Below are 25,632 nucleotides of genomic sequence, written 5' to 3'. Positions count from 1 at the left end.
CCAACCAGAAACCGAATCCCCAGGGAGGACCCATGCGCTTCAAGACCCTTGCCGCCGCGGCGCTGCTGGCCGTCGGCGTCTCCGCCACGGCCACGGCCCAGGACTATCCGACCCGGCCCATCACCATGGTGGTGCCCTTCGCCGCGGGCGGCCCGACCGACACGGTGGCCCGGCTGGTGGCCCAGAGCATGAGCCAGAGCCTGGGCCAGCAGATCGTGGTGGAGAATGTCGGCGGCGCCGGCGGCACGCTGGGCGCCGCCCGCGTGGCCAAGGCCGACCCGGACGGCTACACGCTGCTGCTGCACCATATCGGCCAGGCCACCAGCGCCACCCTGTACCGCAAGCTGCCCTATGACCCGGCCAACGACTTCGCTCCGGTGGGCCTGGTCACCGACGTGCCCATGACCATCGTCGCCAAGAAGGACTTCCCCGCGAAGGACCTGAAGGAGCTGGTGGAGTACGTGAAGAAGAACGCCGACAAGGTGACCCTGGCCAACGCCGGCGTGGGCGCGGCCTCCCACCTGTGCGGCATGCTGTTCATGCAGGCCATCGGCACCCAGCTGACCACCGTGCCGTACAAGGGCACGGGCCCCGCCATGAACGACCTGGTGGGCGGCCAGGTGGACCTGATGTGCGACCAGACCACCAACACCACGGGCCAGATCAAGGGCGGGGCCATCAAGGCCTATGCCGTGACCACGCCCACCAAGGTCCCGTCCCTGCCGGACCTGCCCACCACCAAGGACGCCGGCCTGCCCGCCGTGCAGGTGGCTGTGTGGCACGGGCTGTACGCGCCCAAGGGCACCCCGGCCCCGGTGGTGGACAAGCTGTCCAAGGCGCTGCAGACCGCGCTGAAGGATGAGACGGTGAAGGCCCGCTTCGGCGAGCTGGGCACCGAGCCCGTGGCCCAGGAGCGCGCCACGCCGAAGGTTCTGGGCGACTTCGTGAAGGCGGAGATCGACCGCTGGAAGCCGGTGATCACCGCGGCCGGGGTGTACGCGGACTGATCCCGCCCCATCCAGGCAACCCGACTGCCGCCCGCCCCGGTCACCCCCGGGGCGGGCGGTGCCGTTCCGGGGGCCTGTCGCCCGCGGCACTTTCGGGTTACCCTCCCCCTCAGGTTGACCATCCGGGGGGAGGTTCACATGCGCGGGTCCATCATCGCCGTAATCCTGGGGGCCGCCCTGGCCCTTGGCCCTGCCGCCGCCAAGGCCGCGGAGACGCTGACCTTCAAGGCTGATTTCTGGTGCCCCTACAACTGCACGCCCGGCAAGAAGCCGGAGGGGTACCTGTTGGACATCCTGCGGGCGGTGTACGAGCCCAAGGGCTACACGGTCACCTATGAGCTGATGCCCTACCAGGACGCCATCGAGGCGGCCCGCAAGGGGGAGATCACCGGCGTGCTGGGCGCCGCCAGGAAGGACGCGCCGGACCTGCTGCTGACCAGGGACAGCGAGGGCTACACCACCTATGCCTTCGCCACGGCCAAGGGCAGCGGGTTCAAGTATGCCGGCCCGGACAGCCTGAAGGGCAAGCGCTTCGGCGCCATCCAGGACTATACCTACGACGACCGGATCGACGCCTATATCGCCGCCAACAAGGGCACGCCGGCCATCACCCTGGTTTCCGGCGACACCGCCACCAAGGACCTGATCACCCAACTGGCCGAGCGCAAGCTGGACGTGATCATCGAGGGCGACGCGGTGCTGGAGTACAGCATCAACCTGATCGGCATGGGCAACCTGTTCGACCTGTCCGTCGCCAGCGAGGGCGCCCCCGTCTATGTCGCCCTGTCGCCCAAGCACCCCAAGGCGCAGGAATTGCTGGCGATGCTGGAGACGGGCGTGGAGGAGCTTCGCAAATCCGGCAAGCTGGCGGAGATCTTGAAGGCGTACGGGCTGAAGGATTGGAAGAAGTAGGGGTGCTTTGCCCCCGGCCCGGTTTTTCTGCTATGGCAGGAAGGATTGACCGGGGGCCGCGCACCTGATGGCAGAAGGCGAATATCCGAAAACCGGGACATCCGGCGATGCCGAACCCTTCCGCCTGGACAGCGTCCTGGAGGAGGCGGACCAGTCCCTGTGCCGGTCGCTTCTGGCGCAGGCCATGGGGCTGCATGAGAAGGGCGACCTGGGCGGGGCGGAGCGGCTGTACCGCGCCATCGTGGGGAAGGGCTATCGGGTCACCGACCTGCTGCCCATCACGGCCAACATGGCTTGGCAGGCGGGGCGGCATGGCGATGCCATGGCCGACTGGAACGCGCTGCTGGCACTGTCGCCCAAGCACCCGGTGGCCCTGCTGGAGTCCGGCCGGGCGCTGGCCCATCTTGGCCGGCCGGAGGAGGCCGAGGCGCGATTGCGCGCCGCCGCCGCGGCCCTGCCGGAAAGCCCGGCCCCCACCGCCGACCTGGCCATGCTGCTGTTCGACCGCGGTCGCCATGGGGAGGCCCACGCCCTTTGCCTGGACGCCGCCCGGCGCTGGCCGGAGGCACCCGTCTTCGCCCACTTGGCCCGGCGCTGCGTGTCCGCCAAGGTGCCCTTCTGGCACGTGCCGATGGTGAACGACACGGCCCGGAACGAGGCGTTCGACACCGCCATCCGCGCCGCCGTCGCGGCCCACGGGCAGGATGCCGTGGTGCTGGACATCGGGGCGGGCAGCGGCCTGCTGTCCCTGATGGCGGCCCGGGGCGGTGCCGGCACGGTGGTGGCCTGCGAAGGCGAGCCCATGGTGGCCGCCGCGGCGCGGGAAGTGCTGGCCGCCAACCCGCTGGGCAAGCGTGTGCGGCTGGTGGAGAAGCTGTCCCAACAGATGGCGGTGGGCACCGACCTGCCCGTCCCGGCGGACATCCTGGTGTCGGAGATCATCAGCAGCGACCTGCTGACCGAGGGCATCCTGCCCACCTTCGAGGACGCGCACGCCAGGCTGCTGAAACCGGGCGCCACCATCCTGCCCCGGGCGGTGGCGGCGGTGGGGTGTCTTGTCGGGGGTGAGGATCTGGCGCGGCAGAGCCTCGTCGGCAGCGCCTGCGGCTTCGACCTGTCCGCCTACCAGAAACTGTCGGCGCCGCGGCTGATCGTGGACGGGCTGGCCTGGCAGGCCCTGTCCCCCGTGGTGACCCTGCTGTCCCTGGACCTGACCCACCCCCACCACCCCCGACCCTGGCCCCGGTGGAATTCCGCGCCGCGGCGGACGGGGAGGCGGTGGGCATCCTGCAATGGCTGCGGATCGATCTAGGGTTCGGGGCGACCTATGAGAACCCGCCGGGCAAGACCGGCGGCTGGAAGCAGATCCTGCACACCTTCGAGAAGCCCCTGCCCGTGACCGCCGGCCAGCCGGTGCGCATCCTCGCCGGGCATGACCGGAGCAGCCTGGTGTTGCAGCCGTGAGGCGTCCGGCGCCTTACACCAAGCGCCTGAGTTTCTGACTCATGCGCTTGGAGGCCGGCGACTGCCGGCCCGCGGGCCCCCTCAAACAAAGTATGGGCCCGCGTGAGCCAAGCCGCCGGATGGCGGCGCGAGCCTGCCCCGGCCCCCCGAGCCGGGGGCGCCTGAGGGGCCGTTAATCCGTCACGATCAACGGCGGCGGGTATCAGGTCAAATGCTCCGCCCCCAGGTACGTCTCCGACTGCATCTCCATCAGGCGGCTGACGGTGCGTTGGAACTCGAAAGCGTGCTGGCCCTCGGCGTAGAGGCGGTCGGGGGCGGCGTCGGCGGAGAGGATGAGCTTCACCTTGTGCTCGTACAGGGCGTCCACCAGGGTCATGAAGCGCTTGGCCTCGTTCCGCTGGTCGGCCTTCAGCCGCGGCACCCCCTCCACCAGCACCGTGTGGAAGTGGGTGGCGATGGAGAGGTAGTCGCCGGCGCCCAGCGGCTTGGCGCAGAGGTCCTGGAAATTGAACCAGGCGACACCCCGGGCGGCCTTGGGCACCTCTACCCGGCGGCCTGACACGGTGAGGTGGCAGGGCTTGGCCGGATGGTCGCCGGTCAGCTCGGCGAAGGCCAGGGCCAAGGCGGCAGCGGACTGGGGCCCCAGCGGGTAGTGGTAGACCTTGGCCCCCATCAGCCGGGCCAAGCGGTAGTCGCGCGCCCCGGCCAGGTGCAGCACGTCCAGCTTTTCCTTCAACAAGGCGATGAAGGGCAGGAAGAGCTGCCGGTTCAGCCCGTCCTTGTAGAGGTCATCCGGCGCCCAGTTGCTGGTGGCCACCACCACCACGCCCTGCTCGAACAGGGCGGTGAACAGGCGGCCCAGGATCATGGCGTCGGCGATGTTCACCACATGGAACTCGTCGAAGCAGAGCAGCCAGGCCTCCCCCGCCAGGGCCTTGGCCAGGGTGGGCAGCTCTTCCCCCGGCTTGGCGTCGCCGGACTGGCGGAGGTCGTGCAGCCGCTGGTGTACCTCCAGCATGAAGGCGTGGAAATGGACCCGGCGTTTCTTCTCCACCGGCGCCGTCTCATAGAACAGGTCCATGATCATGGACTTGCCGCGGCCCACGTCGCCATAGACGTACAGCCCCTGGGGGGCGGGGTCGGGCCGGCGGGCCAGGCCGAAGCGGGCGCGCCAGCCGGTCTGGCCCGTGGCGGGGCGGTAGTCCAGCAGGGCGTGCCACAGGCTTTGCAGCTTCTCGGCCGCCAGTTCCTGCGCCGGGTCGGCCTTCAGCGTGCCGGTGCCCCGGCGGGCGCGGTAGAGGGCGAGCGGGCCTTCGGTCATGGCGGGGGCAAGTCCGGACGGAGGGGTCCCTTTCCTAGCCGACAGGCCCCGCCGGGGCAAGGCGGGCCGCGGCGCGGCTGCCGTGTCGGCGGCGCAACGGCAAGGGGGTTTTGCACACGAACATAGGGTTCAACACCTTTATCCCTGGCGAATACCCCTTTCGGGGCATGGTCCGGGCATGATCGGTTCGGCCCGAAAACCATTGAGAGCATCCCGGAACCCGGCCCAGGGCGTCGCGCTGGCGTTCGCCCTGCTGCTGCTCGCCGTGCTGCCGGCCGAGGCGGCCGACTGCGCCCTACGCTTCGCCTGGTGGCCCTGGGAACCCTACCATTACTTGGACGAGGACGGCCGGATGCGCGGCATCGACCACGCCCTGGTGACGGAGGCCGCCCGCCGGGCCGGATGTTCCGTGACCTGGGAGCAGGTTCCGCGCAGGCGCAGCCTGGTGTTGGTGCAGGAGGGCTTGATCGACGCCGTCGCCGGACTTGGGGTGACGGCGGAGCGCCAGGCCATGGGCCGCTTCTCCCGCCCCTTGCGCAGCGGGCTGAACGTCCTGCTGGTGCGCAAGGGGGAGGCCGACCGCTTCCCCGCGACACGGTTGGCCGACCTGGCGGGACAGGGTTTCCGCCTGGGCGTCATCGCCGGGGCCCGCCACAGCGAGGAGATCGACCGCTTCGTGGGGACCCGCGGGTGGCCGGGCGGATCGTGGGCGTCCCCAACAGCGAGAGCGCCTTGACCATGCTGGCACGCGGGCGGCTGGATGGCTATGTCGACGGGTATGAGGTGGCGCGCCGCCTGATGCCGCGCCTGGGCCTGGACGACGCGGTGGACATCCACCCCGTGCGGCTGGAGGGCAACACGGCCCACATGCTGTTCAGCCGTGCCAGCGTGGCGGCGGAGCTGGTGGCCCGCTTCGACGCGGCGCTTTCGGCCATGGAGGCCGACGGCACCAGCGCCCGGCTGGCCCGGGCCGAAGGGCTGGAATAGCTGGTGCGGCCTTGCCCGGCGCGGGTCCTTGTCTTGCGCAAGGCAGCCCAGCGGCGTTCCTATGTTGCGCCGCAAAGCACGCACATGGCACAAAACCACCCGAACCGCCTTATGACCGGGATCTGCTTATGGACAAGTTCACCCAACTGACCGGGGTCGCGGCGCCGCTGCGCCTGATGAACGTCGACACGGACATGATCATCCCGGCCCGGTACCTGAAGACCATCAAGCGCACCGGCCTGGGCGCCGGGCTGTTCGCCGCCCTGCGCTTCAACGAGGATGGCAGCGAGAAGCCGGACTTCGTGCTTAACCAGCCCGCCTATCGTGACGCCAAGATCCTGGTGGCGGGGGAGAATTTCGGCTGCGGCTCGTCGCGTGAGCATGCGCCCTGGGCCCTGCTGGACAGCGGCATCCGCTGTGTGATCGCCCCCAGCTTCGCCGACATCTTCTTCAACAACTGCTTCAAGAACGGCATCCTGCCCATCGTCCTGCCCAAGGAGGTGGTGGACCGGCTGATGGCCGCCGCCGACAACGGCGCCAACGCCACCTTCACCGTGGATCTGGAGAGCCAGGCCATCCAGACCCCGGACGGGGAGCGCATCCCCTTCGAGGTGGAGCCGTTCCGCCGCCAGTGCCTGCTGAACGGCTGGGACGACATCGGCCTGACCCTGCGGGACGCCCCGGCCATCGACGATTACGAGTCGCGGCAGAAGCTGGGCCAGCCTTGGCTCTGGGCCTCCTGACCGGCCGGGGGACGGCGGATTGACCCAGCGCCCCTTGGGCTTTTGCCAAGGAGCCGGGGGCTGGTTTACATGGACGCGGGGCGCCCGGCTGCGGGGCGCGAGACAGAACGAACGGGAATGATCTGATGGCCAGCGCCTCCCAACCCTATTCCTTGCTCCTGCTGCCCGGTGACGGCATCGGCCCCGAGGTGATGCGCCAGGTGCGCCGGGTGATCGACTGGCTGGCGAAGAAGCGGGGCCTGGAGTTCAAGGTGGAGGAGGCCCTGGTGGGCGGCGCCTCCATCGACGCCCACGGCGTGCCGCTGACCGACGCGGTGATGGCCAAGGCCCACGCGGCGGACGCGGTGCTGCTGGCCGCGGTGGGCGGCCCGAAGTGGGACGGGCTGACCTTCGAGAAGCGACCGGAGGCCGGGCTGCTGCGCCTGCGCAAGGAAATGGACCTGTTCGCCAACCTGCGCCCGGCCGTGGTGTTCGACGCGCTGGTGGACGCCAGCACCCTGAAGCCGGAGGTGGTGCGCGGCCTGGACATCATGATCGTCCGCGAGCTGACCGGCGGGGTATATTTCGGGGAGCCGCGCGGCATCGAGGACCTTGGCAACGGCCAGCGCCGCGGCATCAACACCCAGGTCTACACGACGGACGAGATCCGCCGCGTGGCCCGCATCGCCTTCGAGCTGGCCCGCGGCCGCGGCAACAAGGTCTGCTCCACCGAGAAGTCCAACGTCATGGAGTCCGGCCTGCTCTGGCGGCAGGAGGTGACGGCGGTCCACAAGGCCGAGTACCCGGACGTGGAGCTGAGCCACATGCTGGCCGACGCCTGCGCCATGCAGCTGGTCCGCAACCCCAAGCAGTTCGACGTGATCGTCACCGACAACCTTTTCGGCGACATGCTGTCGGACGAGGCGGCCATGCTGACGGGCTCCATCGGCATGCTGCCCAGCGCCTCGCTGGGCGCGCCCGACGCCAACGGCAAGCGCAAGGCCCTGTATGAGCCGGTGCACGGCTCCGCCCCGGACATCGCCGGCCGCGACATCGCCAACCCCATCGCCATGCTGCTGAGCTTCGGCATGGCCCTGCGCTGGTCCTTCGGCCTGCATGAGGAAGCCACGCTGCTGGAGCAGGCAGTGCAGAACGTGCTGAACACCGGCATGCGCACCGGCGATATCATGCAGCCCGGGATGGCCAAGTGCTCCACCTCCGTGATGGCCGACACCATCCTGCGGGAGATGGACAAGCTGACCGCCGGCTGAGGCCCCGTGGCCGCCCCGCCGCCCGCTGACGCCCCGGCCGTGCGGCCGGGGCGGCCCGAGGATGCGGAGGTAGCCGCCGCCCTGCTGGCATCCCTGGCGGGGGAACACGGGCTGGACCGACCGCTGCTGACCGCCGCTGCCTGGCGCCGCCAGGGGTTCGGGCCCAAGCGACTTTTCGAGCCCTTGATTGCGGAGCTGGGCGGCCGGCCCGCGGGCATCGCGCTGCTGACCCGCGGCTATGACAGCCAGACCGCCCAGGGCGGGGTGGTGCTGGAAGACCTGTATGTGGAGCCCCTGTCCCGCCGCCGCGGCGTGGGCCGGGCCCTGCTGGCCGCCGTGGCCCGCATCGCCAAGGAGGAAGGGGGCGGCTGGGTGGCCTGGCACGTGCGCCGGGACAATGTCCGCGCCCAACTCTTCTACCGTTCCCTGGGCGCCGAATCGGAACCGGTGGACCTGATGGCCGTGGCGGGGGAGGATTTCGACCGGCTGACGGGGTGACACGTCCCCAGACGCCCACGGCGGGGAAGCCGTGGGCGCGGGGGTGGAAAAGGCGTCAGTCGATGGCCTCGACCCCCTGGGCCCTCAGCCGTTCCAGGGCGGCACGCATCTCCTGCAACCGTTCGGGCGGGTGCCCCTGCCATCCCGTGACCTCCGCCACCACCCGCAGCGGCTCGCGGAGCGGTAGGACCGCGTCGGGTTGCCGGGGAACTTCTTGTCGGTGAGGTTGGGATCGTCCTCGATGGGGCCGGTGGGTTCCACCAGGTAGATGCGTCCCGGCCCCTCGCCCACCGCCAGCTCCGCCCCCCAGATGGCGGCATCCAGCGCGGCCGCCATGTAGACCCAGGAGGCGGGGTTGCGCTTGCCATAGTTGGAGGGGCGACCGGCCACGATCAGGTCGCCGGGCCGCAGCTCGGCTTTGGTGCCGTGGAAGAACGGCGTGGGATAGGAAATCTCGCTGGCGCGCATGGCATCTGTCCCTTCGCTAAGGTGTGACGGGACAGTGTTTCTAGACCAGGGCCGGGGGCTTGCCGCAAGCCCCCGCCCAGGGTAGAAGATGAGCATGGCAAGGACGGCCGACGGTATCCGGCCCTTGCGCCGGGGCCTCGCCTGCCCTATCCCTGCCGCCATGCTGGACATCTACATCGACGCCGATGCCTGCCCGGTGAAGGAAGAGACCTTCCGGGTGGCGCTGCGCTACGGCCTTCAGGTCTACCTGGTCTCCAACGGCCCCTTGCGCGTGCCCGCAGAGGGCAAGGTGCAGCTCGTCGTCGTCTCCGACGGGTTCGACGCGGCGGACAACTGGATCGCGGAGCATACCAGCCCCGGCGACATCGTCGTGACCGCCGACATCCAGCTGGCCAAGCGCTGCCTGGACAAGGGCAGCAAGGTCATCGGCACCAACGGGCGCCCCTTCACCCAGGCCAACATCGGCAGCGCCCTGGCCGCCCGCGCCCTGATGCAGGATTTGCGCGACATGGGCGTCGTCCAGGGCGGCGGCCCGCCCATGAGCAAGCAGGACAAATCCCGCTACCTGCAGGAGCTGGACAAGGCCGTGAACGAGGCGAAGCGGGGACGGTGAACCAGGGGGATGGTGGGCCCGGCAGGATTCGAACCTGCAACCAGACCGTTATGAGCGGCCGGCTCTAACCGTTGAGCTACAGGCCCACGCGGGGCGCACTCTGCCCCAAAACGCCCGCGGCTTGCAACGGTCCAGCGCGGGTGGAAGCGATATGTCCTACCCGCCCGCGGCGAGGTCGGCCATGACCGCCTGGGCATCCAGCTCCTTCTCCAGGGCCTCGTGCAGGGCCAGGATGTAGAACTTCACGCCGCCGGAGATGGCTTCCCGGTCGTGGCGGCGGTGCTCGGCATGGATGGGCAGGGTGTCCATCACCACCCGCACCGAATGGTTCGCGATCTCATGCGGCGGCTTCGGCGGGTTGGCCTGGGCCTCGGCCAGCCGGGCCAGGAAAGTGCCGGTCAGGTCGTCCCAGCCGTCGGGGCGGTGGGCGGGCCGCTGCTCCGCCGCCAGGCGCTCCCCATAAAGCCGCCCCAGCCGGTTTCCCAGGCGGGTGACACCGGCGGGGTCCCCGGACAAGGGGCGCAGCTTGGTCTCCGTGATCAGGATGGCGTCGGCCAGCACGGCGGCGAACGCCTCCCACCGGCAGCGGCCCAGCTCCTCCAGGAAGGCGGGCTCGGAGAACAGCTTGTTGCGGTTAACACCAGCCTTCACTTCACAATAAGTGGTCGTCGACCGCTGTGCAGCATAAGCCGCCTGGGAAGAGAGGAAGACCCCAACACTGCTGAGGGTATCCAGTTTTTTGCGACTGCGAATACCAAACCAAGTCAGCAGCCCCATGTCCCCATCCCTTGTGTGACTTCCGCTTCTATACGGATATGTTGCCACGAACTTCGGTCGATGTTACAGAAGTCAAACCTATCAAGCCGCTACGCCTTTGTATTGGGCGAAAGCATGACGTCCCGGCCAACGGGGCGCAATAGGGGATCAGGTCTACTTTTCCGGGCAGAGCTTTCAGCCCCGGACCAGGCGCTGTTCAAAACCCCAAATCGTGGCAGTGAGGGAGGCTTTAGTGTCGGACACGACCATCACGCCCGAGAAGGCGAAAGCCTATTGGAAGAAGACATCCACGCTCATGTGGACCGTCTTCGCCATCTGGTTCTTCTCGAGCCTTTTCATCCATCTGTTCGCCCCGTCCCTGAACACCATCAAGATCCTGGGCTTCCCGCTCGGCTTCTACATGGCGGCGCAGGGCTCGCTGATCATCTTCGTCGTGACGCTCTTCTGGTTCGCCCGGAAGCAGAACGCCATCGACGAGGAATTCGGCGTGGCCGAGGACTGAGGAGGACACCATGGCCCAACAACAGTCTTCGGATTTCCTCAGCAACCTGGGCAGGATCTACGGCTACTACACCGGCGGCTTCGCAGGCTTCGTCATCATCCTGGCGATCCTGGAGCAGATGGGCGTGCCGGACAAGATCATCGGCTACCTGTTCGTCTTCCTGACGATCGGTGTCTATGCCTTCATCGGCATCATCAGCCGCACCCAACAACTGTCCGAATATTACGTGGCGGGGCGAAGGGTGCCCGCCATCTACAACGGCATGGCCACCGGGTCCGACTGGATGTCCGCGGCCAGCTTCATCGGCATGGCCGGCTCCCTCTACACCCTGGGTTATGGCGGCCTCGCCTTCATCCTGGGCTGGACCGGCGGCTACATGCTGGTGGCCATCCTGCTGGCGCCGTACCTGCGCAAGTTCGGCCAGTACACCATCCCCGATTTCCTGGGCGCCCGCTATGGCGGCAACACGGCCCGGCTGATCGGCGTGGCCGTGCTGGTCACCGCCAGCTTCGTGTATGTCACGGCCCAGATCGTGGGCGTGGGCACCATCACCCAACGGTTCCTGGGCCTGTCCTTCGAGGTCGCCTGCTTCGTCGGCCTGCTGGGCATCCTGGTCTGCTCGCTGATGGGCGGCATGCGCGCCGTCACCTGGACCCAGGTGGCGCAGTACATCATCCTGATCATCGCCTACCTGATCCCGGCCGTCATGATGTCGGTTGAACTGACCGGCGTCCCGCTGCCGCAGATCATGTACGGGCAGGCGCTGGAACAGATCGCCGTCCTGGAGCAACAGCTGGGCATCGCCCAGGCCCACACGGCGGCCTTCGTGGGGGCCAATGGCCAGTTCAACATGAACTCGGCCGTCAACTTCTTCGCGCTGACCTTCTGCCTGATGGTCGGCACGGCGTCCCTGCCGCACATCCTGATGCGCTACTTCACCACGCCCAGTGTGCGTGAGGCGCGGCAGTCCGTGGCCTGGTCGCTGTTCTTCATCTTCCTGCTGTACTTCACGGCGCCGGCCTACGCGGCCTTCGCCAAGCTGGAGGTCTACCAGCACGTCCTGAACCAGCCCATCTCCGCCCTGCCCCAATGGGTGCAGACCTGGGGGGCCATCGGGCTGGTGGGTGCCTGCGACGCGGCCAACGCGGCGGAGCTGTTCAAGATGTGCGCGGGCGTGAAGGGCAATGCCGACGGCATCCTTCAGCTCGCGGAGTTCCGCATCAACAACGACGCCATCGTGCTGGCCACGCCGGAGATCGCCGGCATGCCGTACGTCATCGCCGGCCTAGTGGCGGCGGGCGGCCTGGCGGCGGCGCTGTCCACCGCCGACGGCCTGCTGCTGGCCATCGCCAACGCCCTGTCCCACGACGTCTACTACCGCATGATCGACCCGCAGGCCCCGACCGAGCGCCGCATGCTCGTGTCCCGCGTCCTGCTGCTGGCCATCGCGGTGCTGTCGGCGTGGTTCGCGGCAAGTGCGGGGGCCGACATCCTGTTCCTGGTGGCCTGGGCCTTCTCCATCGCCGCGGGCGGCCTGTTCGCGGCCTTGGTGATGGGTGTCTGGTACAAGGGCACGACCAATGCCGGCGCCATCTGGGGCATGGCCGTGGGTTACCTGGTCACGACAGGCTATCTGGTGTGGTCAGAGTGGGGCGGCATCGGCTTCGTGGAGACCTTCGGCAGCGCCGCGGCCATCGCCAAGGCCTATGAGGTCGCCAAGATCGCCGCCCCGGCGGAGATCCGGGACGGCATCATGCATACCCTGTCCGGCGGCCTGCTCTGGGCCGACGGCGGCATGCAGCGTGGCCGCTTCGTCGCCCGCCTGTGCGGCATCAACAACATCTCCGGCGCGATCTTCGGCCTGCCGATCTCGTTCCTGGTGATGTATGTGGTGAGCCAGTTCACCACCAAGCCGTCCCAGGCCATGCAGGACTTCATCGACAGCATCCGCATCCCCAAGGGCGCGGTGAAGCTGGTCGATGCCAAGTCCGCGGTGGATTGATCCCTTGAACACATGACTGACGCGGGCCTGCCCTGACCGGCAGGCCCTTTTTTTGCCGGAACCGAGCCCGGGAGATCATGGAACACGCCGCCTTCTATTGGGCCCACCTGCCCTTCTGGCTGGGGACCTATGCCCTGTCCCTTCTGGCCTGGACCTGCCTCGGCCGGTTCGTGCTGTCCTTCATCCTGCCGCCCGACTCGGGCAACTACATCTGGCGCTTCTTCGTCCTGGTCACCGCCTGGCCGGTGAAGGCCACGGGTTGGCTGACGCCACGGGTGGTGCCCTTCATCCTGCTGCCGCTGCTGGCGACCCTGTGGCTGTTCCTGGCGCGGTTCGCCTTCTTCACCGTAATGTTCGCCGCCGGCCTGGCGCCCAGCCTGGGCAGCCTGCCGTTGGGCCAGCCCCCCGCCGCCACGGCCCCCGCAGCCCCGGGAGGGACCCGCTGATGGAACGCCGCCACCTTGCCATCGCCATCGCCTTCGTCGCGGTCATCAACGGCATCTTCTCCCCCGCCCTGCTGCTGGTGCTGGCCTTGTCGCCGGTCTGGATGCCGGAACTGCTGCCCCGCACCGGGCCGGTGATGTTCTACGCCTCTTCCCTGCTGCTCTCGGCCCTGACGGTGATGCTGTCCGGCGTCCCCGCCGCCATCTATGAGCGGGTGCGGGGGCTGAAGGACAGCGACGGCACCTCGCTGACCATCTGGCTGGGCGGGGCCGTGCTGCTGACCCTGCCGGCGCTGCTGACGGCGGCGCGGCTGTGATCGACCCTTGCCAGCGTGTGTGTGGATACACATCATGAGGAGCCGTGAGATCATCACCGCCTTGAAGGCGGACGGCTGGTTCCAGGTCGGGCAGGAGGGCAGCCACGTGCAGTTCAAGCACCCGACCAAGAAGGGCCGGGTCACGGTCCCGCACCCCAAGCGGGACGTGCCGCTGAAGACGCTGCTGAGCATCGAGAAGCAGGCCGGTTTGCGCCTGCGCTGAGGACGGACGCCATGCCCCACTACATCGCCCTGATCCACAAGGACCCGGACAGCGACTATGGTGTGTCCTTCCCGGACTTCCCGGGCTGCGTCACGGCTGGGCGGACCCTGGACGACGCGCGGGCCCTGGCGGAGGAGGCCTTGTCCTTCCACGCCCGCGGCATGGCGGAGGACGGTGAGACCCTGCCCGCCCCGTCCAGCCTGGATACGGTGTCGGCCCTGCCGGAATTCGCGGGCGCCGTGGTCGCGCTGGTCCCGCTCACCACCGCGCGGCAAGAAACGGCGCGGGTCAACATCACCATCCCCACCGACGTGCTGGCGGAGATCGACCGCTTCGCGGCGCGGGAGGGCTTCACCCGGTCCGGCCTGCTGGTCCGGGCAGCGAAGAAGCTGATGTCGGACGCCGCCTGACGATTCACCCTGGCGCCAAGCCATCGGCGCGATACATCCTGTTCCGAACTGTTGCACAGCCCCGTCACGATGATGGAGGGTGCGGTGGAGCGGATGGAGACGATCCGGCGGTGTGCGGACCTGTCGGTGCGGCGGGGCTGCGGCTTCGCCGGGCTTGGCATCTTCTGCATGGTGGTGGGGTTGAGCTTCGACCCCTTCGTGGCCGCCAAGTCCGGCGCCATCCTGTGCAGCCTGATGGCCATGACCCTGGCCTTGATGGCCGGGCGCGCCACGGCCCGCCCCTACCGCCGGACCGAGGTCTTCATCATGCTGGACCGGAAGACCGGCCTGCCGGACGAGGTGGCCCAGCGGCTGGTAGGGGAGGCGCTGCGTGACAGCCTGTTCCAGCATGCGGAGCTGGCCGCGCTGGTGGCCTTGGGCCTGTGGATCGTCGCCGGGGTGGCCTGGGCGGTGGGATAGGGCGGTTGCCGGCCAACCGGGAACCGCCCCGGCGGCGACTGCCGCCGCGCGACCCCGTGGTCGCGTAAGCCAAGCAGGCGGAGCCTGTGCCGGCGCCTGAGGAACACTTAATCGTAAGGCCGCCGTTCCATCAGCCGCATGAAGCCGCGGATGACCACATAGACGTTGTAGAGCCAGACGGCGAACAGGATCACGAAGCCGATGCCGATCCAGACCGTGATCCAGCCCAGCGTATAGCCGATGAAGCAGATGATGCCGCTGCGGATGACGGCGTTGAAGTGGCTTTCATACACGGTGCCGACCGAGTCGCCCCGCTTCACCAGGGCGACGACAAAGCCGATTGGCCCCGTCAGCCAGGAGGAGAGCAGGCCCACCGCGTAGCAGATCCAGGCCACCAGCGCGGCGTTGCGCAGGCCCTCGCTCCGGCTGCTGACATCATATTCGCGGTAAGCCATGGCCCTGCCCCCTTTCGCCGTGTCCCCTAAAGGCTTGGGGATGCGGGGGGCCGTTGTCAACGCCCGCCCGGGCCCGGGGGCTTGCCAGCGGGGGGCCGTTCCTGGCAAGGCTTGTGGGACCACCAACACCCCGGAAGCGCAGGACCATGCCCGCCCCCATCCGCGTCGAGTTCTATTTCAGCCCGGCCAGCCCCTATTGCTACCTGGCCGGCACCCAGATGATGGCGTTGCAGGTGGAGACGGGGTGCCGGGTGGACTGGGTGCCCCTGTCGGCCCGGCTGCTGGCCAAGGCGGCGGGCTATGACCCCAGCCTGGCCACGCCCCATTCCGGCCAGTACGAACCCGCCTACCGCGTCACGGACCTGCAGCGCTGGTCCCGGCTGTACAAGGTGCCGTTCCGCAACCACGCGGACGTGACCATCCCCGACCCGAAGCGGCTGGCCCTGGCCTGCGTGGCCGCCCGGCGGTTCGACGCGGGGCAGGTCTTCGCCCGGGCGTTGATGAAGGCCCTTTTCGTGGAGGGCAGGAGCCCGGCGGACGACGCCCTGTGCCTGTCCATCGCCAACGACACCGCCGGCATCGAGCCGCACCTGTTCAAGCCAGCCCTGGAGGAGGCGGAGACCGCCCGCCTGCTGGAGGAGAACATCCAGGCCGCCCTGAAGGCCGGCTGCTTCGGCGCCCCCAGCTTCGTGGTGCACCGCCCGGACGGCACGACGGAGATGGTGTTCGGCAACGACCGCTTGGCCCTGCTGCGGCAGGCGGTGGCGGAGGCGAAGGCGGCGGGGTGAGCGGTGTGCTTGTGATGTCGGGTTTCGCTTCGCTCACCCGCGACCTACGGCGTAGGTCGGGGTGACCAACGGGAACCCCGACATACCTCACGCCAGCGTCTTGAACCGTTCCGTCGCCTGCACCAGCGCGGCGCGCACGCCGGGTTCCATGGCGCTGTGGCCGGCGTCGGGGACGACGATGTAGTCCGCCTCCGGCCAGGCGCGGTGCAACTCATCCGCCGTGCGGATGGGGCAGACGATGTCGTAGCGCCCCTGCACAATCACCGCGGGGATGTGGCGGATGCGGTGCACGTCGTCCAGCAGCTTGGATTCCGGGGTCAGCCGGTTGTTGCGGAAATAGTGCGCCTCGATCCGGGCGAGGCCGAGGGCATGGGTGTCCTCCCCCGACGCGCTGACCAGTTCCGGGCTGGGCAGCAGGGTGGAGCAGGCGCCCTCATACACGCTCCAGATCCGGGCGGCCTGCATGCGCACGGCGGGGTTGGGGTCTGACAGGCGCTTCCAGTAGGCCTCCAGCAGGTCGTGCTGTTCCGACGGCGGGATGTAGCCGGCGAAGTTGGCCCAGGCCTCCGGGAAGATGGTCCGCATCTCGTACAGGAACCAGTCGATCTCCCGCTTGCGCATCAGGAAGATGCCGCGCAGCACCAGGCCGATCACCCGTTCCGGGTGGGCCTGGGCATAGGCCAGCGCCAGGGTGGAGCCCCAGCTGCCGCCGAACACCATCCAGCGCTGGATGCCAAGCTGGCCGCGCAGCAACTCCAGGTCCGCGACCAGATGGGGGATGTCGTTCTCCCGCACCTCCCCCAGCGGCGTGGACCGGCCGGAGCCGCGCTGGTCCAGGATGACGATGCGGTAGAAGGTGGGGTCGAAGAAGCGCCGGTGGGTGGGCGAGGCGCCGGCACCCGGGCCGCCATGCAGGAACACCACGGGCATCCCGTTGGGATTGCCGCACTGCTCCCAATACAGCGTGTGCAGGTCGCTGACCCTCAGGCGCCCGGTCTGGTAGGGGTCGAGGGGGGAGAAAAGGTCACCGCGCGGCATGGCCTGTCCCGAGTCGGCCCGATCGTTGACCAGGCAAAGGGTTGGGGGGTGTCACAATCCTATTGAAGCCGCGCGCGCAACGCAAAGGGTCCGCGGCGGAGAACCAACCGGTCCGGCCCAACAGCCGGGGCGGGCCATCGTGCCCAAGGCGCGCCCGCTCAGCCCGTCCCCGCCGGCCAAGCCGCCATGGCCATCCCGGCCACGGCCTCCAGGTCCGCCGCCGTGGCGCCGCCGCGGGCCTGCACCGCCAGGCCGTTCAGCACGGTGGCATAGAAGCGGGCCAGGGTGGCGGCGTCCGTCCCTGCGGGCACGTCCCCATCGGCGAGGCCCCGCTCGATCCGGGCGCGGATGGCCCTTTCCGTGCCGGCGCGCTTGGCGGCCAGCATGTCCTCCACGCCCGCGCATTCCCCGCTGCCGGACAGGGCGCCGTGGACCAGCAGGCAGCCCGTCGGCTGGTTACCGGGCGCGGCCAGCGCCGCGGCAGAGGCGGCCAGCAGGGCGGCCACCCCGTCCCGCGCCGTCGGTGCCGCCGCCAGCAGGCGCAGGCCCGGGGCCGCGGGACCCGACAGGTAGCGGTCCACCGCCTTCTCGAACAGGGCGGCCTTGTCGCCGTAACAGGCATACAGGCTGGGGCGGTTGATGCCCATGGCCTCGGTCAGGTCGGTCAGGGACGCGCCGTCGAAGCCCTTGCGCCAGAAAACCTCCAGCGCGCGGTCCAGGGCCGCGTCCGCGTCGAACTGCCGGGGGCGACCCCGGGGCATGGCAATCCCTCCTTTTATACTGACCAGTATATAATTCTCTTGACGACAGGGTACAACGTGCCGATTTTCATACCGACCGGTACATATGACGCACCGGGACAGGTTCCGGCGACAAGCCATGGAGGATGAAGATGGGTGCAGAGCTTGAGTTCGCGGGCAAGGTGGCCCTGGTGACGGGCGGCAGCCGCGGCATCGGCGCGGCAACGGTGCGGGCCCTGGCCGCCAAGGGGGCGGCGGTGGCCTTCAGCTATGCCGCCTCTGCCGGGGCTGCCGAGGCGCTTGTGGCGGAGCTGCGCGGCAAGGGCGCGGAGGTGACCGCCTATCGCGCGGACTCCGCCGACCCGGCCGCGGTGGCGGAGCTGGTGCGGGCGGTGCACGCCGCCTTCGGCCGGCTGGACATCCTGGTCAACAACGCCGGCGTCTTCCTGGGCGGGCCGGTGGACCAGATGGACGAGGCGGAGTCCCTACGCCAGTGGACCATCAATGTCGTGGCGGTGCAGGCCGCGGTGAAGGCCGCCGTCCCGCTGCTGCCCGAAGGCGGGGCCATCGTCACGACAGGCAGCGTGCTGGGCCGCCGGGTGCCGCTGGCGGGGGTCAGCGCCTATGCCGCCAGCAAGGCCGCCGTCGCCAACCTGAGCCGCGGCTGGGCCCGAGACCTGGCGCCCCGGGGCATCCGGGTGAACGTGGTGCAGCCCGGCCCCATCGACACGGACATGAACCCGGCCGATGGCGACCTGGCCAGTGTGGTCCGTCCCCTGACGGCCATGCAGCGCTATGGCAAGCCGGAGGAGGTGGCCGCCGCCATCCTGTTCCTGGCCAGCCCCGCCGCCAGCTACATCACCGGCGTGGCGCTGGACGTGGATGGCGGGATGGAGGCGTAAGGCTTGTCGGTGCGGGGGCGGTCCTTTCCGGGGACCGCTCCCGTGTCGAGGCGTGGGTCGGGAAAACGGATTTGGACGGATCGGAACGGATGAAGACGGTAGTTCCATCCTGCCTGGGGACGTGCGTTGCCCCAGCAGTCAGGATGGCTACGCCTGCGGCGCGATCAGTTTCCAATCTCGGCAAAGCAAGCGGCATGTCTCGCGCCCGACCTTACCGTTCCAATCCGTCTTGATCCGTTCAAATCCGTTTTCCCCAAACACCTCCCCGCCGCACCACCCCCGTGACAACCATCCCCTGCGACCATGCGCGGCTTCCCACCCGACCCGGAAAGGCCTAGCTGGTCGCGGGAACCGAAGGGACAGGGATCATGGGCGCGTTGGTGGGCGCGACGTTGCTGATGGCGGCCAGCCATCTGGGGCCGGGGTGGCCGGGGGTGAAGCCGCGGTTGATGGCGGCCATGGGGCGTGGGCCCTACATGGCGGCCTATTCCGCCCTGTCGCTGGGCGCGCTGGTCTTCCTGGTCTGGGCCTGGCAGGCCACCGACCCGGCGCCGTCGCCCCTGGACTTGGGGTTGGGCTGGAAACGGGCGGCGGTGCTGCTGATGCCGGTACCCCTGTTCCTGATGCTGGCGCGGGTGACCACCAGGGAGGGCGGCATCCACACGCTGGTGCGGGCGCCGGGCAGCGTGGGCGTGACCCTGTGGGCCCTGCTGCACCTGTTCGCCGTGTCGGACGCGCGGGGCGCCGTGGTGTTCGCCGGCTTCGCCCTGATCGGGCTGGGCTCCCTGCGCAAGAACCTGGCCCTGGCGCCGCCCCACCCGACGCGGGTGGACTGGCGCGGCATCGGCCTGTGGCGGCCGGCGGCGACGCTGGCCCTGTGGGCCGGGCTGCTGGCCCTGCATCCCCTGGCGCTGGGGGTCGCCCCCGCCGCCTATCTCCGGACCTGAGCCATGACCGAGCGTTTCGAGACCATCGACGACGAGTCCATCGCCGACCTGGTGATCGCCTTCTATGACAAGGCCCGCTACGACCCGCTGCTGGGCCCCGTCTTCGAGCAGGCCGTGGGCACGGATGACGAGGCCTGGAAACACCACCTTCTTAAGGTCCATGCCTTCTGGTCGTCGGTGATGCTGGCGACGGGGCGCTATGGCGGCCGGCCCATGCAGGCGCACGCCATGCTGCCCGGCCTGGGCCCCGACCATTTCCGCCGCTGGCTGGCCCTGTTCGCGGAGACGGCGGCCAGCCTGTACGTGCCCGAGGCCGCCGCCCAGTTCCAGGAAAAGGCGGAGCGCATGGCCGCGGCCCTGATGCAGGGCATCGCCATGGCACGCGAACAGGGTCTGGCGTAAGCCGCCCCGCCTTCTTACATATCCCGAGGACGCCCGGGGCCATCCGCCCCCGACCGCCGGAGCCCCCGTGACCGAGCCCTTGCACCCCTGCCCCGAACCCCTGCCGCCCGCGCGGCCGGCGGAGCGTTGGCCGGCGGAGGGGTTCATGCTGGGCCTGTTCGCCCTGTTGCTGGCCCTGGTGGGCGGGCAGGGGCTGGGCCCCGCCGGGCCATTGTCGCTCGAGGGTCCGCGGGCCGCCGCCAGCGACGGGGCGGAGGCGGGCCGGGCCCTGGCCGTCGCCACGGCCACCGCCGAGTCCCGGCGGGAGGTGCCCCCGGCCCCGCCGTCCGGCCCGGATGCCACCCTGCCGGCCGGTGACCACACCTTTGCCCCTGCCCTGCCGGCCGCCACCCCCTGGCCCGCTACGCCAGACCTGGTCCCCGACCGGTGCGCACGGGCCCGCGCCAGCCCACCGGGCCGCCTTCCCTTTCCCATGCCTGAGGCCCCCGGGCCCGCTGAACCCTGACAGTGACACCCCGCGCCAGGACCGGTGCCGCCAGAGCCGCGGCCGGCCTTGCGCGAACGCATGGGATACCTGACCGATGAAGCGCACCCTGTTGATCTATGGCGCCCTGATCGCCGCCGCCGCCGCCCTGTCCACAGTGGAGCGGCAGTGGGGCGGGCTGATGCTGCTGGGCACCATGCTCGCCTGGTTCCTGCACAGCGTCTTCGCCAGCACCAGCGACACGCCGCGGGTGTAGGTCGCAAGGGGCGGCCCCGGCCGGTCCGGGGCCGTCCACGGCCGCGACCGCAGCCGCGCGGGCCCCCCTCAAACAAAGTATGGGCCCGCGTAAGCCAAGGGTGCGGATGCGCCCGCCCGGCGCTTGAGGGAAAACGTAAACACTCCCCCCTTGACCCCGCCCGGCCCCTTCGTCTTCATGGCGCCGCTTGATCCGTCCCACAGGAGCCGCTGCGCCATGGCGTCCAAGGTGTCCCCGCTCGCCCCCGCTTCCTTCCCGACCCTGCCGCCCGTGGCGGGGGTGCGGTTCGCGGCGCACCGATGCGGCATCCGCTACAAGACACCCCGCAACGACACGCTGGTGGCGGTGCTGGACCCGGGCACGACCGTGGCCGCCGTGCTGACCCGGTCCCTGACCGCCTCCGCCCCCGTGCACCGCTGCCGCGCCAACCTGAAGGGCGGCCATGCCAGGGTGGTGGTGGTGAACGCAGGCAACTCCAACGCCTTCACCGGCAAGGCGGGGGAGGCGTTCGTGGACGCCACGGTGGCGGCCGCCGCGCGGCTGGCGGGCTGCAAGGAGAGCGAGGTGTTCCCCGCCTCCACCGGCGTCATCGGCCAGCCCATGGAAGCCGACCTGATCGCCAAGCACCTGCCGGAAGCCTTCGGCAAGCTGGCGCCGGCCGAAGGGGCCGCCTGGGAAGAGGCCGCCAAGGCCATCATGACCACGGACACCTTCCCGAAGGGGGCCGCCGCCTTCGCGGAGATCGACGGCAAGACCGTCACCGTGGCCGGCTTCGCCAAGGGCAGCGGCATGATCGCACCCGACATGGCGACCATGCTGGCCTATGTCTTCACCGACGCCGACGTGGCCGCCCCCCTGTTGCAGCATGTGCTGAGCCGGGCCACCGACCGCAGCTTCAACAGCATCACCGTGGACGGCGACACCTCCACCAGTGACACGTTGGTGCTGTGCGCCACGGCCAAGGCCGGGCACATGCCCATCCTGGAGGCCACCGACCCCCGCCTGGCCGCCCTGGCCGCGGCCATCGAGGAGGTCTGCCTGGACCTGGCCCAGCAGATCGTGCGCGACGGGGAAGGGGCGACCAAGTTCGTCAGCGTCCGCGTCACCGGCGCCGACAGCGACGCGGCCGCCAAGCGCATCGCCCTGACCGTGGCCAACAGCCCCCTGGTGAAGACCGCCGTGGCGGGGGAGGACGCTAACTGGGGTCGCATCGTCGCCGCCGTCGGCCGGTCGGGGGAGCGGGCGGACCGCGACCGGCTGGTGATCAGCATCGGCGGCGTCCAGATCTGCCGCGACGGCATGGAGGTCCCCGGCTATGACGAGGCCCCCGTCGCCGCCCACATGAAGGGGCAGGAGATCGACATCCAGGTGGACATCGGCCTGGGCCACGGCGAGGCCACCGTGTGGACCTGCGACCTGACCCACGGCTACATCGACATCAACGGGAGCTACCGGAACTGAAGGGCCCCAAGGCTTCCCGCCGGATTTTTGTTTCCCCCGCGAAGGCGGGGGCCCACAGTTTTCAGCGACGGCCCCACCGGACCTGGGTCAAAGAACCGTGGACCCCCGCCTTCGCGGGGGAAGCGGTCTTCCAGGTGGCGAGGGTTGTGAAAGATCCTGACGCGTAAGCCGCCCATGCCCTGGCCCACCCTGCTCCACACCCCCCGCCTGACCCTCCGCCCCCTGGTGGAGGGGGACCTGCCCGTGCTGGTGCGGGAATTGGGCCGGTGGGAGGTGGCGGAGTGGCTGATCCGGGTGCCACACCCCTATGCGGAGGCGGACGCGCGTTGGTGGCTGGAAGACTGCGCGGCCAAGGAGGCGAGCGGCGACCGGTTCCACCGGGCGATCTGCCTTCGGGGGGCGGAGGACACGATCCTGGGCGCCGCCGCCATCGGGGTGAACGACTTCGCCCCCGGGGACGGGGAGTTGGGGTACTGGCTGACCCCCGCCGCCTGGGGCCGGGGGATCATGACGGAGGCCGCGGGCGCCCTGGTGGACGCGGCATTCCGGGAGATCGGCATGGTCCGGGTCCGCTCCGCCGCCGACCCTGGGAACCATGGCAGCAACGCGGTGCTGCGCAAGCTGGGCTTCCGCCTGGACCGGGTGGACCCGGCGGCACCCCGCTACCTGCGTGGCGATCCGGGCCCGATGAACCTGTACCGGCTGGACCGGCATGACTGGGAGGCCCGGCATGGCCGAGGGTGAGACACCCTGTTGGACGAACGCCGCCCCCCGTGGCCCGGTGAAAACCCTGCTGGTGGCCGCGGTGGCCCTGGTGGATGCGGACGGCCGCGTGCTGCTGGCCCAGCGCCCGCCGGGCAAGAGCATGGCGGGCCTGTGGGAATTCCCCGGCGGCAAGGTGCATGAGGGGGAGACGCCTGAAGCCGCCCTGGTGCGGGAACTGAAGGAGGAGCTGGGCATCGACACGGCGGAGAGCTGTCTGGCACCCTTCGCCTTCGCCAGCCATGGTTATGAGGCGTTCCACCTGCTGATGCCGCTGTTCGTCTGCCGGGTCTGGAAGGGCACGCCACAGCCGCTGGAAGGCCAGCAACTGGCTTGGGTCCGGCCCAACCGCATGGGCGACTACCCCATGCCGCCGGCGGACATCCCGCTGGTGGCGCTGCTGCGGGACTTGCTGTAGGAAGCATCCGGGCCGCATGGGTGCAGCCGCCCTCACCACCCTATGCTTGTGAACAGGTTAAACAACTGGACCGGGGGTGTTATTCAACCACCCCCGTTGCCGTGGCGGCATCCTGTCCATGCCCCGCCCCCGATCATCCCGGACCATGCAGAAGCCCGTCACCCCGCACGGCCCCAATGAGCAGTTCACCGTGCAGCTTGCCCAGCACGGGTTGTTCCTGCGCGGCCGCGGGGGTAAGCGGCTGGAGTCGCGGCTGGCCAACCTGTCGGGGCTGAAGCTGGCGGGCTTCGACCTGTCCAAGTCCACCCTGCTGGCCTGCAACCTGTCCCAGGCGGACCTGCAACGCTGCCGCTTCGTGGAAGCGGACCTGTCCAACAGCCTCTTCATCGGCTCGGACCTGAAGCATTGCGACTTCACCCGCGCCAACTTGCGCGGAGCCCGCTTCTACAAGTCGGACCTGCAGCAGGCCAAGCTGGACGGCAGCGACCTGCGGGTGGGCTCCTTCACCCTGCATCGCCAGGGCAAGAACGGCGATGAGGTGGTGAGCCGCGAGTACATCACCGACCTGTCCTATTGCAACATGGAGGAAGCGTCGTTGCAGGATGCCGTGCTGCGCAAGGCGCGGCTGCGGGGGGTGAACCTGCGCAACGCGGATTTGGGCAGTGCCGACCTGTCGGACAGCGACCTGACCGGCGTGATCCTGCTGGGCGCCCGGATGCAGGGTGCCAATTTCCTGAACGCCAACATCGCCGAGGCCGTCTTTACCGTGGACGACCAGGCACGGCGCATTTTCCACGGCCTCCCCGCCTTCCAGGAGCACCTGAAGATGCTGGCGGAGGTGGACCGGATCGTGGCCCGGCATGAGGCCTGGGTGGAGAGCCGGGGCAAGGAGGGGCAGCGGGCGGATTTCGTCGGCAAGGCGCTGCGCGGGGTGGATCTGCGGGGGCGGGAGCTGTCGGCCATCAGCTTCCGCGGTGCCGACCTGACCGGTGCCAAGCTGGCCCATGCCAAGCTGGCGGCCAGCGACTTCCACGCCGCGACCCTGGCCTATACCGACCTGTCGGGGGCGGACCTGCGCGGCGCCAGCTTCGAGAATGCCACACTGCGCCACACGGTGCTGGAGGCCGCGGACCTGGGCGACCTGGAACTGGCCCGCGGCGGACGGCTGCCGGCCCGGTTCGGCGGGGCGACGCTGGAATGGGTCGCCCTGACCAATGTCCAGGTGCCACCCGGGCGGCTGGATGGGGCGACGCTGCGGGATTGCGCCCTGCCGCCGCTGGTGGGCTAACCCCAAGGGGCGTGTACCGGATTCAGCCCTCCTTAACTTGCACGCCCGAAAATGCCCCCATGACGCGTGCGGGGAGGCTGTGATGGTCGAGGTTTTCTGGCTTGTCGTGATCGGGTACCTGCTGATCGGTCTGGGGGAACTGATCCCCACGGGCTTCCGCACCCAGGACACCGGCCGGCGCGCCGACATGGCCGTCTGCCTGTTCGCCCTGCGCTATGCCCTGTCATGGCCCCTGCGCTATCTGCGCCCGGCCCACGACGAGTAAGCGTCCCGTAGGTCGGATCAGCGGCGCAAGCCGCGTAATCCGACACCCCAGCGCACTGCCTGCCGTCGGATTACGCTTCCCTGATCCGACCTACAAGTCGCGCACATCCCTGACGAAATCGGCGGCCGCCACCCACCAGCCGGGGTTGGCGGCCGTCAGCGTTTTCGCCGCGGCGTCGGCATCCGCCCGTGAGGCGTAGAGCCCGAAACAGGTGGACCCGCTGCCCGACATGCGGGCCAGGTGGCAGCCTGACGTGGCCGCCAGCGCGTCGATGACTTGCCCGACCACGGGGGCCAGGGCGATGGCCGGGGCCATCAGGTCGTTGTCCCTGGCGCCCAGCATGGCGACGAACTCCCCCACCTCCCGCGCCGCCCGTTCCAGCCGGCCGGATTGGCTCCAGGGACCGGTGCGGGCCTTGAAGACGTCCTTGGTGGACAGGCCGACGCCGGGGTTGACCAGCACCAGCGACAGGCCGGGCGGCAGCTCAGGCGCTTGCTCCACCAGTTCCCCCACCCCGCCGAAATAGGCGGTGCGGCCGAACAGGCAGACGGGCACGTCGGCGCCCAGGTCCGGCGCCACCCGGGCGGGTGCCGGGTCATCCGGGTCCAGGCCCCACAAGGCCGCCAGGGCCCGCAGCGTGGCCGCCGCGTCCGATGAACCGCCGCCGATGCCGCCCTGCACCGGCAGGTGCTTCTCCAAGGTCACCGCCACGTCCGGCGCACGCCCCAGCGCCGCGGCCAGGGCCCGGGCGGCGCGGGTCACCAGGTTGCGGGACAGGTCCTCCGCCAGCAGTGGGGCGGCGAAGGGGCCGGTGATCTCCAGGCTGAAGCCATCGGATTCCCGCACCGTCACCACATCATGCGGGCTGGCGAAGGCCACCAGACTGTCCAGCAGGTGGTAACCGTCATCCCGGCGGCCCAGGGCATGCAGGTAGAGGTTCAGCTTGGCCGCCGCCGCGGCCCGCACCAGGGTCGGCATCACGCCCCCGACAAAGCGAAAGGGCCGCCAGCATAGCGCCGGCGGCCCCGGA

Annotated in this window: 34 protein-coding genes, 1 tRNA gene and 1 pseudogene; 28 read left to right on the top strand and 8 right to left on the bottom strand. The window is 69.7% G+C overall.

The window, feature by feature from the left end:
• The first annotated feature begins 32 nt into the window (after positions 1-32).
• The 4 genes from HHL28_RS01210 to HHL28_RS01195 all read left to right on the top strand — a co-directional run bounded on the left by HHL28_RS01210 (position 33) and on the right by HHL28_RS01195 (position 3,383).
• Complete coding sequence (locus HHL28_RS01210) at positions 33-1,007, top strand: tripartite tricarboxylate transporter substrate binding protein BugD (RefSeq protein WP_075770937.1); 975 nt, start codon at positions 33-35, stop codon at positions 1,005-1,007.
• A gap of 138 nt (positions 1,008-1,145) precedes the next feature.
• Positions 1,146-1,919 (top strand): substrate-binding periplasmic protein, encoded by a 774-nt coding sequence (locus HHL28_RS01205; RefSeq protein WP_075770936.1) that lies wholly within the window; start codon positions 1,146-1,148, stop codon positions 1,917-1,919.
• Between the two features lie 67 nt (positions 1,920-1,986).
• Positions 1,987-3,231: a tetratricopeptide repeat protein gene (locus HHL28_RS01200; protein WP_169654553.1), complete on the top strand. Its 1,245-nt coding sequence runs from the start codon at positions 1,987-1,989 to the stop codon at positions 3,229-3,231.
• The gene (locus tag HHL28_RS01195) at positions 3,198-3,383 is read left to right on the top strand and encodes a hypothetical protein (RefSeq protein WP_169654551.1); all 186 of its coding nucleotides are present in this window, start codon (positions 3,198-3,200) and stop codon (positions 3,381-3,383) included. The genes HHL28_RS01200 and HHL28_RS01195 overlap by 34 nt, the downstream gene beginning before the upstream one ends.
• Before the next feature lie 202 nt (positions 3,384-3,585).
• Here the strand turns inward: HHL28_RS01195 and zapE are convergent, their stop codons facing one another.
• Positions 3,586-4,704 carry a cell division protein ZapE gene (gene zapE, locus HHL28_RS01190; protein WP_075770935.1) on the bottom strand — a complete coding sequence of 373 codons (1,119 nt, stop codon included), beginning with the start codon at positions 4,702-4,704 and terminating at the stop codon, positions 3,586-3,588.
• Between the two features lie 178 nt (positions 4,705-4,882).
• Between zapE and HHL28_RS01185 the strand changes: the two genes are divergently transcribed.
• From HHL28_RS01185 to HHL28_RS01165, 5 genes are all read left to right on the top strand, one after another.
• Complete coding sequence (locus tag HHL28_RS01185) at positions 4,883-5,440, top strand: substrate-binding periplasmic protein (RefSeq protein ID WP_404326208.1); 558 nt, start codon at positions 4,883-4,885, stop codon at positions 5,438-5,440.
• Positions 5,437-5,691: a type 2 periplasmic-binding domain-containing protein gene (locus HHL28_RS01180; protein WP_169654547.1), complete on the top strand. Its 255-nt coding sequence runs from the start codon at positions 5,437-5,439 to the stop codon at positions 5,689-5,691. The genes HHL28_RS01185 and HHL28_RS01180 overlap by 4 nt, the downstream gene beginning before the upstream one ends.
• Before the next feature lie 128 nt (positions 5,692-5,819).
• On the top strand, positions 5,820-6,434 hold the full coding sequence (leuD, locus tag HHL28_RS01175) for a 3-isopropylmalate dehydratase small subunit (RefSeq protein ID WP_075770933.1): 615 nt from the start codon (positions 5,820-5,822) through the stop codon (positions 6,432-6,434).
• Positions 6,435-6,559: 125 nt separating this feature from the next.
• Positions 6,560-7,684 (top strand): 3-isopropylmalate dehydrogenase, encoded by a 1,125-nt coding sequence (gene leuB, locus HHL28_RS01170; protein ID WP_169654544.1) that lies wholly within the window; start codon positions 6,560-6,562, stop codon positions 7,682-7,684.
• Positions 7,685-7,690: 6 nt separating this feature from the next.
• On the top strand, positions 7,691-8,182 hold the full coding sequence (locus HHL28_RS01165) for a GNAT family N-acetyltransferase (protein ID WP_083699071.1): 492 nt from the start codon (positions 7,691-7,693) through the stop codon (positions 8,180-8,182).
• A 55-nt stretch (positions 8,183-8,237) separates the two neighbouring features.
• Here the strand turns inward: HHL28_RS01165 and arr are convergent.
• Positions 8,238-8,650: pseudogene (gene arr, locus HHL28_RS01160) on the bottom strand (NAD(+)--rifampin ADP-ribosyltransferase).
• A gap of 163 nt (positions 8,651-8,813) precedes the next feature.
• Between arr and HHL28_RS01155 the strand changes: the two are divergent.
• Positions 8,814-9,263: a YaiI/YqxD family protein gene (locus tag HHL28_RS01155; RefSeq protein ID WP_075770992.1), complete on the top strand. Its 450-nt coding sequence runs from the start codon at positions 8,814-8,816 to the stop codon at positions 9,261-9,263.
• A 10-nt stretch (positions 9,264-9,273) separates the two neighbouring features.
• On the opposite strand, the gene HHL28_RS01150 is transcribed toward HHL28_RS01155, so the two are convergent.
• Together HHL28_RS01150 and HHL28_RS01145 are read right to left on the bottom strand one after the other, a co-directional pair.
• A tRNA-Ile gene (locus tag HHL28_RS01150) sits at positions 9,274-9,349 on the bottom strand.
• A gap of 70 nt (positions 9,350-9,419) precedes the next feature.
• Positions 9,420-9,914, bottom strand: coding sequence for a hypothetical protein (locus HHL28_RS01145; protein WP_075770930.1), 495 nt, complete (start codon positions 9,912-9,914; stop codon positions 9,420-9,422).
• 358 nt (positions 9,915-10,272) lie between these two features.
• On the opposite strand from HHL28_RS01145, the gene HHL28_RS01140 reads away from it, so the two are divergent.
• From HHL28_RS01140 to HHL28_RS01110, 7 genes are all read left to right on the top strand, one after another.
• Positions 10,273-10,542: a DUF4212 domain-containing protein gene (locus tag HHL28_RS01140; RefSeq protein ID WP_404326206.1), complete on the top strand. Its 270-nt coding sequence runs from the start codon at positions 10,273-10,275 to the stop codon at positions 10,540-10,542.
• 10 nt (positions 10,543-10,552) lie between these two features.
• Positions 10,553-12,544, top strand: coding sequence for a sodium:solute symporter family protein (locus tag HHL28_RS01135; protein ID WP_075770928.1), 1,992 nt, complete (start codon positions 10,553-10,555; stop codon positions 12,542-12,544).
• A 77-nt stretch (positions 12,545-12,621) separates the two neighbouring features.
• On the top strand, positions 12,622-12,990 hold the full coding sequence (locus tag HHL28_RS01130) for a hypothetical protein (RefSeq protein WP_075770927.1): 369 nt from the start codon (positions 12,622-12,624) through the stop codon (positions 12,988-12,990).
• Positions 12,990-13,304, top strand: a complete 315-nt coding sequence (locus tag HHL28_RS01125; RefSeq protein WP_075770926.1) for a hypothetical protein — start codon at positions 12,990-12,992, stop codon at positions 13,302-13,304. The genes HHL28_RS01130 and HHL28_RS01125 overlap by 1 nt, the downstream gene beginning before the upstream one ends.
• Positions 13,305-13,338: 34 nt before the next feature.
• Complete coding sequence (locus tag HHL28_RS01120) at positions 13,339-13,527, top strand: type II toxin-antitoxin system HicA family toxin (RefSeq protein ID WP_075770925.1); 189 nt, start codon at positions 13,339-13,341, stop codon at positions 13,525-13,527.
• A gap of 11 nt (positions 13,528-13,538) precedes the next feature.
• Complete coding sequence (locus HHL28_RS01115) at positions 13,539-13,937, top strand: type II toxin-antitoxin system HicB family antitoxin (protein ID WP_075770924.1); 399 nt, start codon at positions 13,539-13,541, stop codon at positions 13,935-13,937.
• 51 nt (positions 13,938-13,988) lie between these two features.
• Positions 13,989-14,396 carry a hypothetical protein gene (locus tag HHL28_RS01110; RefSeq protein WP_169654542.1) on the top strand — a complete coding sequence of 136 codons (408 nt, stop codon included), beginning with the start codon at positions 13,989-13,991 and terminating at the stop codon, positions 14,394-14,396.
• Between the two features lie 107 nt (positions 14,397-14,503).
• Here the strand turns inward: HHL28_RS01110 and HHL28_RS01105 are convergent, their stop codons facing one another.
• Positions 14,504-14,851: a DUF4870 family protein gene (locus HHL28_RS01105; protein WP_075770922.1), complete on the bottom strand. Its 348-nt coding sequence runs from the start codon at positions 14,849-14,851 to the stop codon at positions 14,504-14,506.
• 146 nt (positions 14,852-14,997) lie between these two features.
• Between HHL28_RS01105 and HHL28_RS01100 the strand changes: the two genes are divergently transcribed.
• Positions 14,998-15,639: a 2-hydroxychromene-2-carboxylate isomerase gene (locus HHL28_RS01100; protein ID WP_075770921.1), complete on the top strand. Its 642-nt coding sequence runs from the start codon at positions 14,998-15,000 to the stop codon at positions 15,637-15,639.
• 87 nt (positions 15,640-15,726) lie between these two features.
• Here HHL28_RS01100 and pip read toward each other — a convergent pair whose 3' ends face one another.
• Together pip and HHL28_RS01090 are read right to left on the bottom strand one after the other, a co-directional pair.
• Positions 15,727-16,677, bottom strand: coding sequence for a prolyl aminopeptidase (pip, locus tag HHL28_RS01095; protein ID WP_075770920.1), 951 nt, complete (start codon positions 16,675-16,677; stop codon positions 15,727-15,729).
• A gap of 158 nt (positions 16,678-16,835) precedes the next feature.
• Positions 16,836-17,438, bottom strand: a complete 603-nt coding sequence (locus HHL28_RS01090; protein ID WP_075770919.1) for a TetR/AcrR family transcriptional regulator — start codon at positions 17,436-17,438, stop codon at positions 16,836-16,838.
• A 131-nt stretch (positions 17,439-17,569) separates the two neighbouring features.
• On the opposite strand from HHL28_RS01090, the gene HHL28_RS01085 reads away from it, so the two are divergent.
• The 10 genes from HHL28_RS01085 (at position 17,570) to HHL28_RS01040 (ending at position 24,602) form a co-directional block, all read left to right on the top strand.
• Positions 17,570-18,319: an SDR family NAD(P)-dependent oxidoreductase gene (locus HHL28_RS01085; protein ID WP_075770991.1), complete on the top strand. Its 750-nt coding sequence runs from the start codon at positions 17,570-17,572 to the stop codon at positions 18,317-18,319.
• 368 nt (positions 18,320-18,687) lie between these two features.
• Entirely contained in the window at positions 18,688-19,266 is a 579-nt protein-coding gene (locus HHL28_RS01080) for an NnrU family protein (RefSeq protein WP_075770918.1), read from the top strand.
• Between the two features lie 3 nt (positions 19,267-19,269).
• A complete protein-coding gene (locus HHL28_RS01075; RefSeq protein WP_075770917.1) occupies positions 19,270-19,668 on the top strand; it encodes a group III truncated hemoglobin in 399 nt (132 codons plus the stop codon).
• 67 nt (positions 19,669-19,735) lie between these two features.
• Positions 19,736-20,173: a hypothetical protein gene (locus HHL28_RS01070; RefSeq protein WP_169654540.1), complete on the top strand. Its 438-nt coding sequence runs from the start codon at positions 19,736-19,738 to the stop codon at positions 20,171-20,173.
• A gap of 76 nt (positions 20,174-20,249) precedes the next feature.
• Positions 20,250-20,408, top strand: coding sequence for a hypothetical protein (locus HHL28_RS01065; protein ID WP_169654539.1), 159 nt, complete (start codon positions 20,250-20,252; stop codon positions 20,406-20,408).
• Positions 20,409-20,624: 216 nt separating this feature from the next.
• On the top strand, positions 20,625-21,869 hold the full coding sequence (gene argJ / locus HHL28_RS01060; protein ID WP_075770915.1) for a bifunctional glutamate N-acetyltransferase/amino-acid acetyltransferase ArgJ: 1,245 nt from the start codon (positions 20,625-20,627) through the stop codon (positions 21,867-21,869).
• Positions 21,870-22,043: 174 nt separating this feature from the next.
• On the top strand, positions 22,044-22,613 hold the full coding sequence (locus HHL28_RS01055) for a GNAT family N-acetyltransferase (protein WP_075770914.1): 570 nt from the start codon (positions 22,044-22,046) through the stop codon (positions 22,611-22,613).
• Positions 22,600-23,049 carry a (deoxy)nucleoside triphosphate pyrophosphohydrolase gene (locus HHL28_RS01050; RefSeq protein WP_083699070.1) on the top strand — a complete coding sequence of 150 codons (450 nt, stop codon included), beginning with the start codon at positions 22,600-22,602 and terminating at the stop codon, positions 23,047-23,049. The genes HHL28_RS01055 and HHL28_RS01050 overlap by 14 nt, the downstream gene beginning before the upstream one ends.
• Positions 23,050-23,194: 145 nt before the next feature.
• Positions 23,195-24,337 carry a pentapeptide repeat-containing protein gene (locus HHL28_RS01045; protein WP_075770913.1) on the top strand — a complete coding sequence of 381 codons (1,143 nt, stop codon included), beginning with the start codon at positions 23,195-23,197 and terminating at the stop codon, positions 24,335-24,337.
• Positions 24,338-24,419: 82 nt separating this feature from the next.
• Positions 24,420-24,602 carry a hypothetical protein gene (locus tag HHL28_RS01040; RefSeq protein ID WP_075770912.1) on the top strand — a complete coding sequence of 61 codons (183 nt, stop codon included), beginning with the start codon at positions 24,420-24,422 and terminating at the stop codon, positions 24,600-24,602.
• Positions 24,603-24,692: 90 nt separating this feature from the next.
• On the opposite strand, the gene HHL28_RS01035 is transcribed toward HHL28_RS01040, so the two are convergent.
• Positions 24,693-25,580: a 4-(cytidine 5'-diphospho)-2-C-methyl-D-erythritol kinase gene (locus HHL28_RS01035; protein ID WP_075770911.1), complete on the bottom strand. Its 888-nt coding sequence runs from the start codon at positions 25,578-25,580 to the stop codon at positions 24,693-24,695.
• Between the last annotated feature and the right edge of the window lie 52 nt (positions 25,581-25,632).

This window comes from Aerophototrophica crusticola (assembly GCF_012913305.1).
In the GTDB taxonomy this organism is placed as follows: Bacteria; Pseudomonadota; Alphaproteobacteria; order Azospirillales; family Azospirillaceae; genus Niveispirillum; species Niveispirillum crusticola.
The sequence above is the reverse complement of the archived record's forward strand: the minus strand, read 5'-3'. Positions and strand labels throughout refer to the sequence as shown.

Bases quoted from the DNA above. Each gene is read 5' to 3' on its own strand.
- HHL28_RS01210 (WP_075770937.1), top strand. From the start codon at position 33: ATGCGCTTCAAGACCCTTGCCGCCGCGGCGCTGCTGGCCGTCGGCGTC.
- HHL28_RS01205 (WP_075770936.1), top strand. From the start codon at position 1,146: ATGCGCGGGTCCATCATCGCCGTAATCCTGGGGGCCGCCCTGGCCCTT.
- HHL28_RS01200 (WP_169654553.1), top strand. From the start codon at position 1,987: ATGGCAGAAGGCGAATATCCGAAAACCGGGACATCCGGCGATGCCGAA.
- zapE (WP_075770935.1), bottom strand. From the start codon at position 4,704: ATGACCGAAGGCCCGCTCGCCCTCTACCGCGCCCGCCGGGGCACCGGC.
- HHL28_RS01185 (WP_404326208.1), top strand. From the start codon at position 4,883: ATGATCGGTTCGGCCCGAAAACCATTGAGAGCATCCCGGAACCCGGCC.
- leuD (WP_075770933.1), top strand. From the start codon at position 5,820: ATGGACAAGTTCACCCAACTGACCGGGGTCGCGGCGCCGCTGCGCCTG.
- leuB (WP_169654544.1), top strand. From the start codon at position 6,560: ATGGCCAGCGCCTCCCAACCCTATTCCTTGCTCCTGCTGCCCGGTGAC.
- HHL28_RS01135 (WP_075770928.1), top strand. From the start codon at position 10,553: ATGGCCCAACAACAGTCTTCGGATTTCCTCAGCAACCTGGGCAGGATC.
- HHL28_RS01130 (WP_075770927.1), top strand. From the start codon at position 12,622: ATGGAACACGCCGCCTTCTATTGGGCCCACCTGCCCTTCTGGCTGGGG.
- HHL28_RS01125 (WP_075770926.1), top strand. From the start codon at position 12,990: ATGGAACGCCGCCACCTTGCCATCGCCATCGCCTTCGTCGCGGTCATC.
- HHL28_RS01120 (WP_075770925.1), top strand. From the start codon at position 13,339: ATGAGGAGCCGTGAGATCATCACCGCCTTGAAGGCGGACGGCTGGTTC.
- HHL28_RS01115 (WP_075770924.1), top strand. From the start codon at position 13,539: ATGCCCCACTACATCGCCCTGATCCACAAGGACCCGGACAGCGACTAT.
- HHL28_RS01105 (WP_075770922.1), bottom strand. From the start codon at position 14,851: ATGGCTTACCGCGAATATGATGTCAGCAGCCGGAGCGAGGGCCTGCGC.
- HHL28_RS01100 (WP_075770921.1), top strand. From the start codon at position 14,998: ATGCCCGCCCCCATCCGCGTCGAGTTCTATTTCAGCCCGGCCAGCCCC.
- pip (WP_075770920.1), bottom strand. From the start codon at position 16,677: ATGCCGCGCGGTGACCTTTTCTCCCCCCTCGACCCCTACCAGACCGGG.
- HHL28_RS01090 (WP_075770919.1), bottom strand. From the start codon at position 17,438: ATGCCCCGGGGTCGCCCCCGGCAGTTCGACGCGGACGCGGCCCTGGAC.
- HHL28_RS01085 (WP_075770991.1), top strand. From the start codon at position 17,570: ATGGGTGCAGAGCTTGAGTTCGCGGGCAAGGTGGCCCTGGTGACGGGC.
- HHL28_RS01080 (WP_075770918.1), top strand. From the start codon at position 18,688: ATGGGCGCGTTGGTGGGCGCGACGTTGCTGATGGCGGCCAGCCATCTG.
- HHL28_RS01075 (WP_075770917.1), top strand. From the start codon at position 19,270: ATGACCGAGCGTTTCGAGACCATCGACGACGAGTCCATCGCCGACCTG.
- HHL28_RS01065 (WP_169654539.1), top strand. From the start codon at position 20,250: ATGAAGCGCACCCTGTTGATCTATGGCGCCCTGATCGCCGCCGCCGCC.
- argJ (WP_075770915.1), top strand. From the start codon at position 20,625: ATGGCGTCCAAGGTGTCCCCGCTCGCCCCCGCTTCCTTCCCGACCCTG.
- HHL28_RS01055 (WP_075770914.1), top strand. From the start codon at position 22,044: ATGCCCTGGCCCACCCTGCTCCACACCCCCCGCCTGACCCTCCGCCCC.
- HHL28_RS01050 (WP_083699070.1), top strand. From the start codon at position 22,600: ATGGCCGAGGGTGAGACACCCTGTTGGACGAACGCCGCCCCCCGTGGC.
- HHL28_RS01045 (WP_075770913.1), top strand. From the start codon at position 23,195: ATGCAGAAGCCCGTCACCCCGCACGGCCCCAATGAGCAGTTCACCGTG.
- HHL28_RS01040 (WP_075770912.1), top strand. From the start codon at position 24,420: ATGGTCGAGGTTTTCTGGCTTGTCGTGATCGGGTACCTGCTGATCGGT.
- HHL28_RS01035 (WP_075770911.1), bottom strand. From the start codon at position 25,580: ATGCCGACCCTGGTGCGGGCCGCGGCGGCGGCCAAGCTGAACCTCTAC.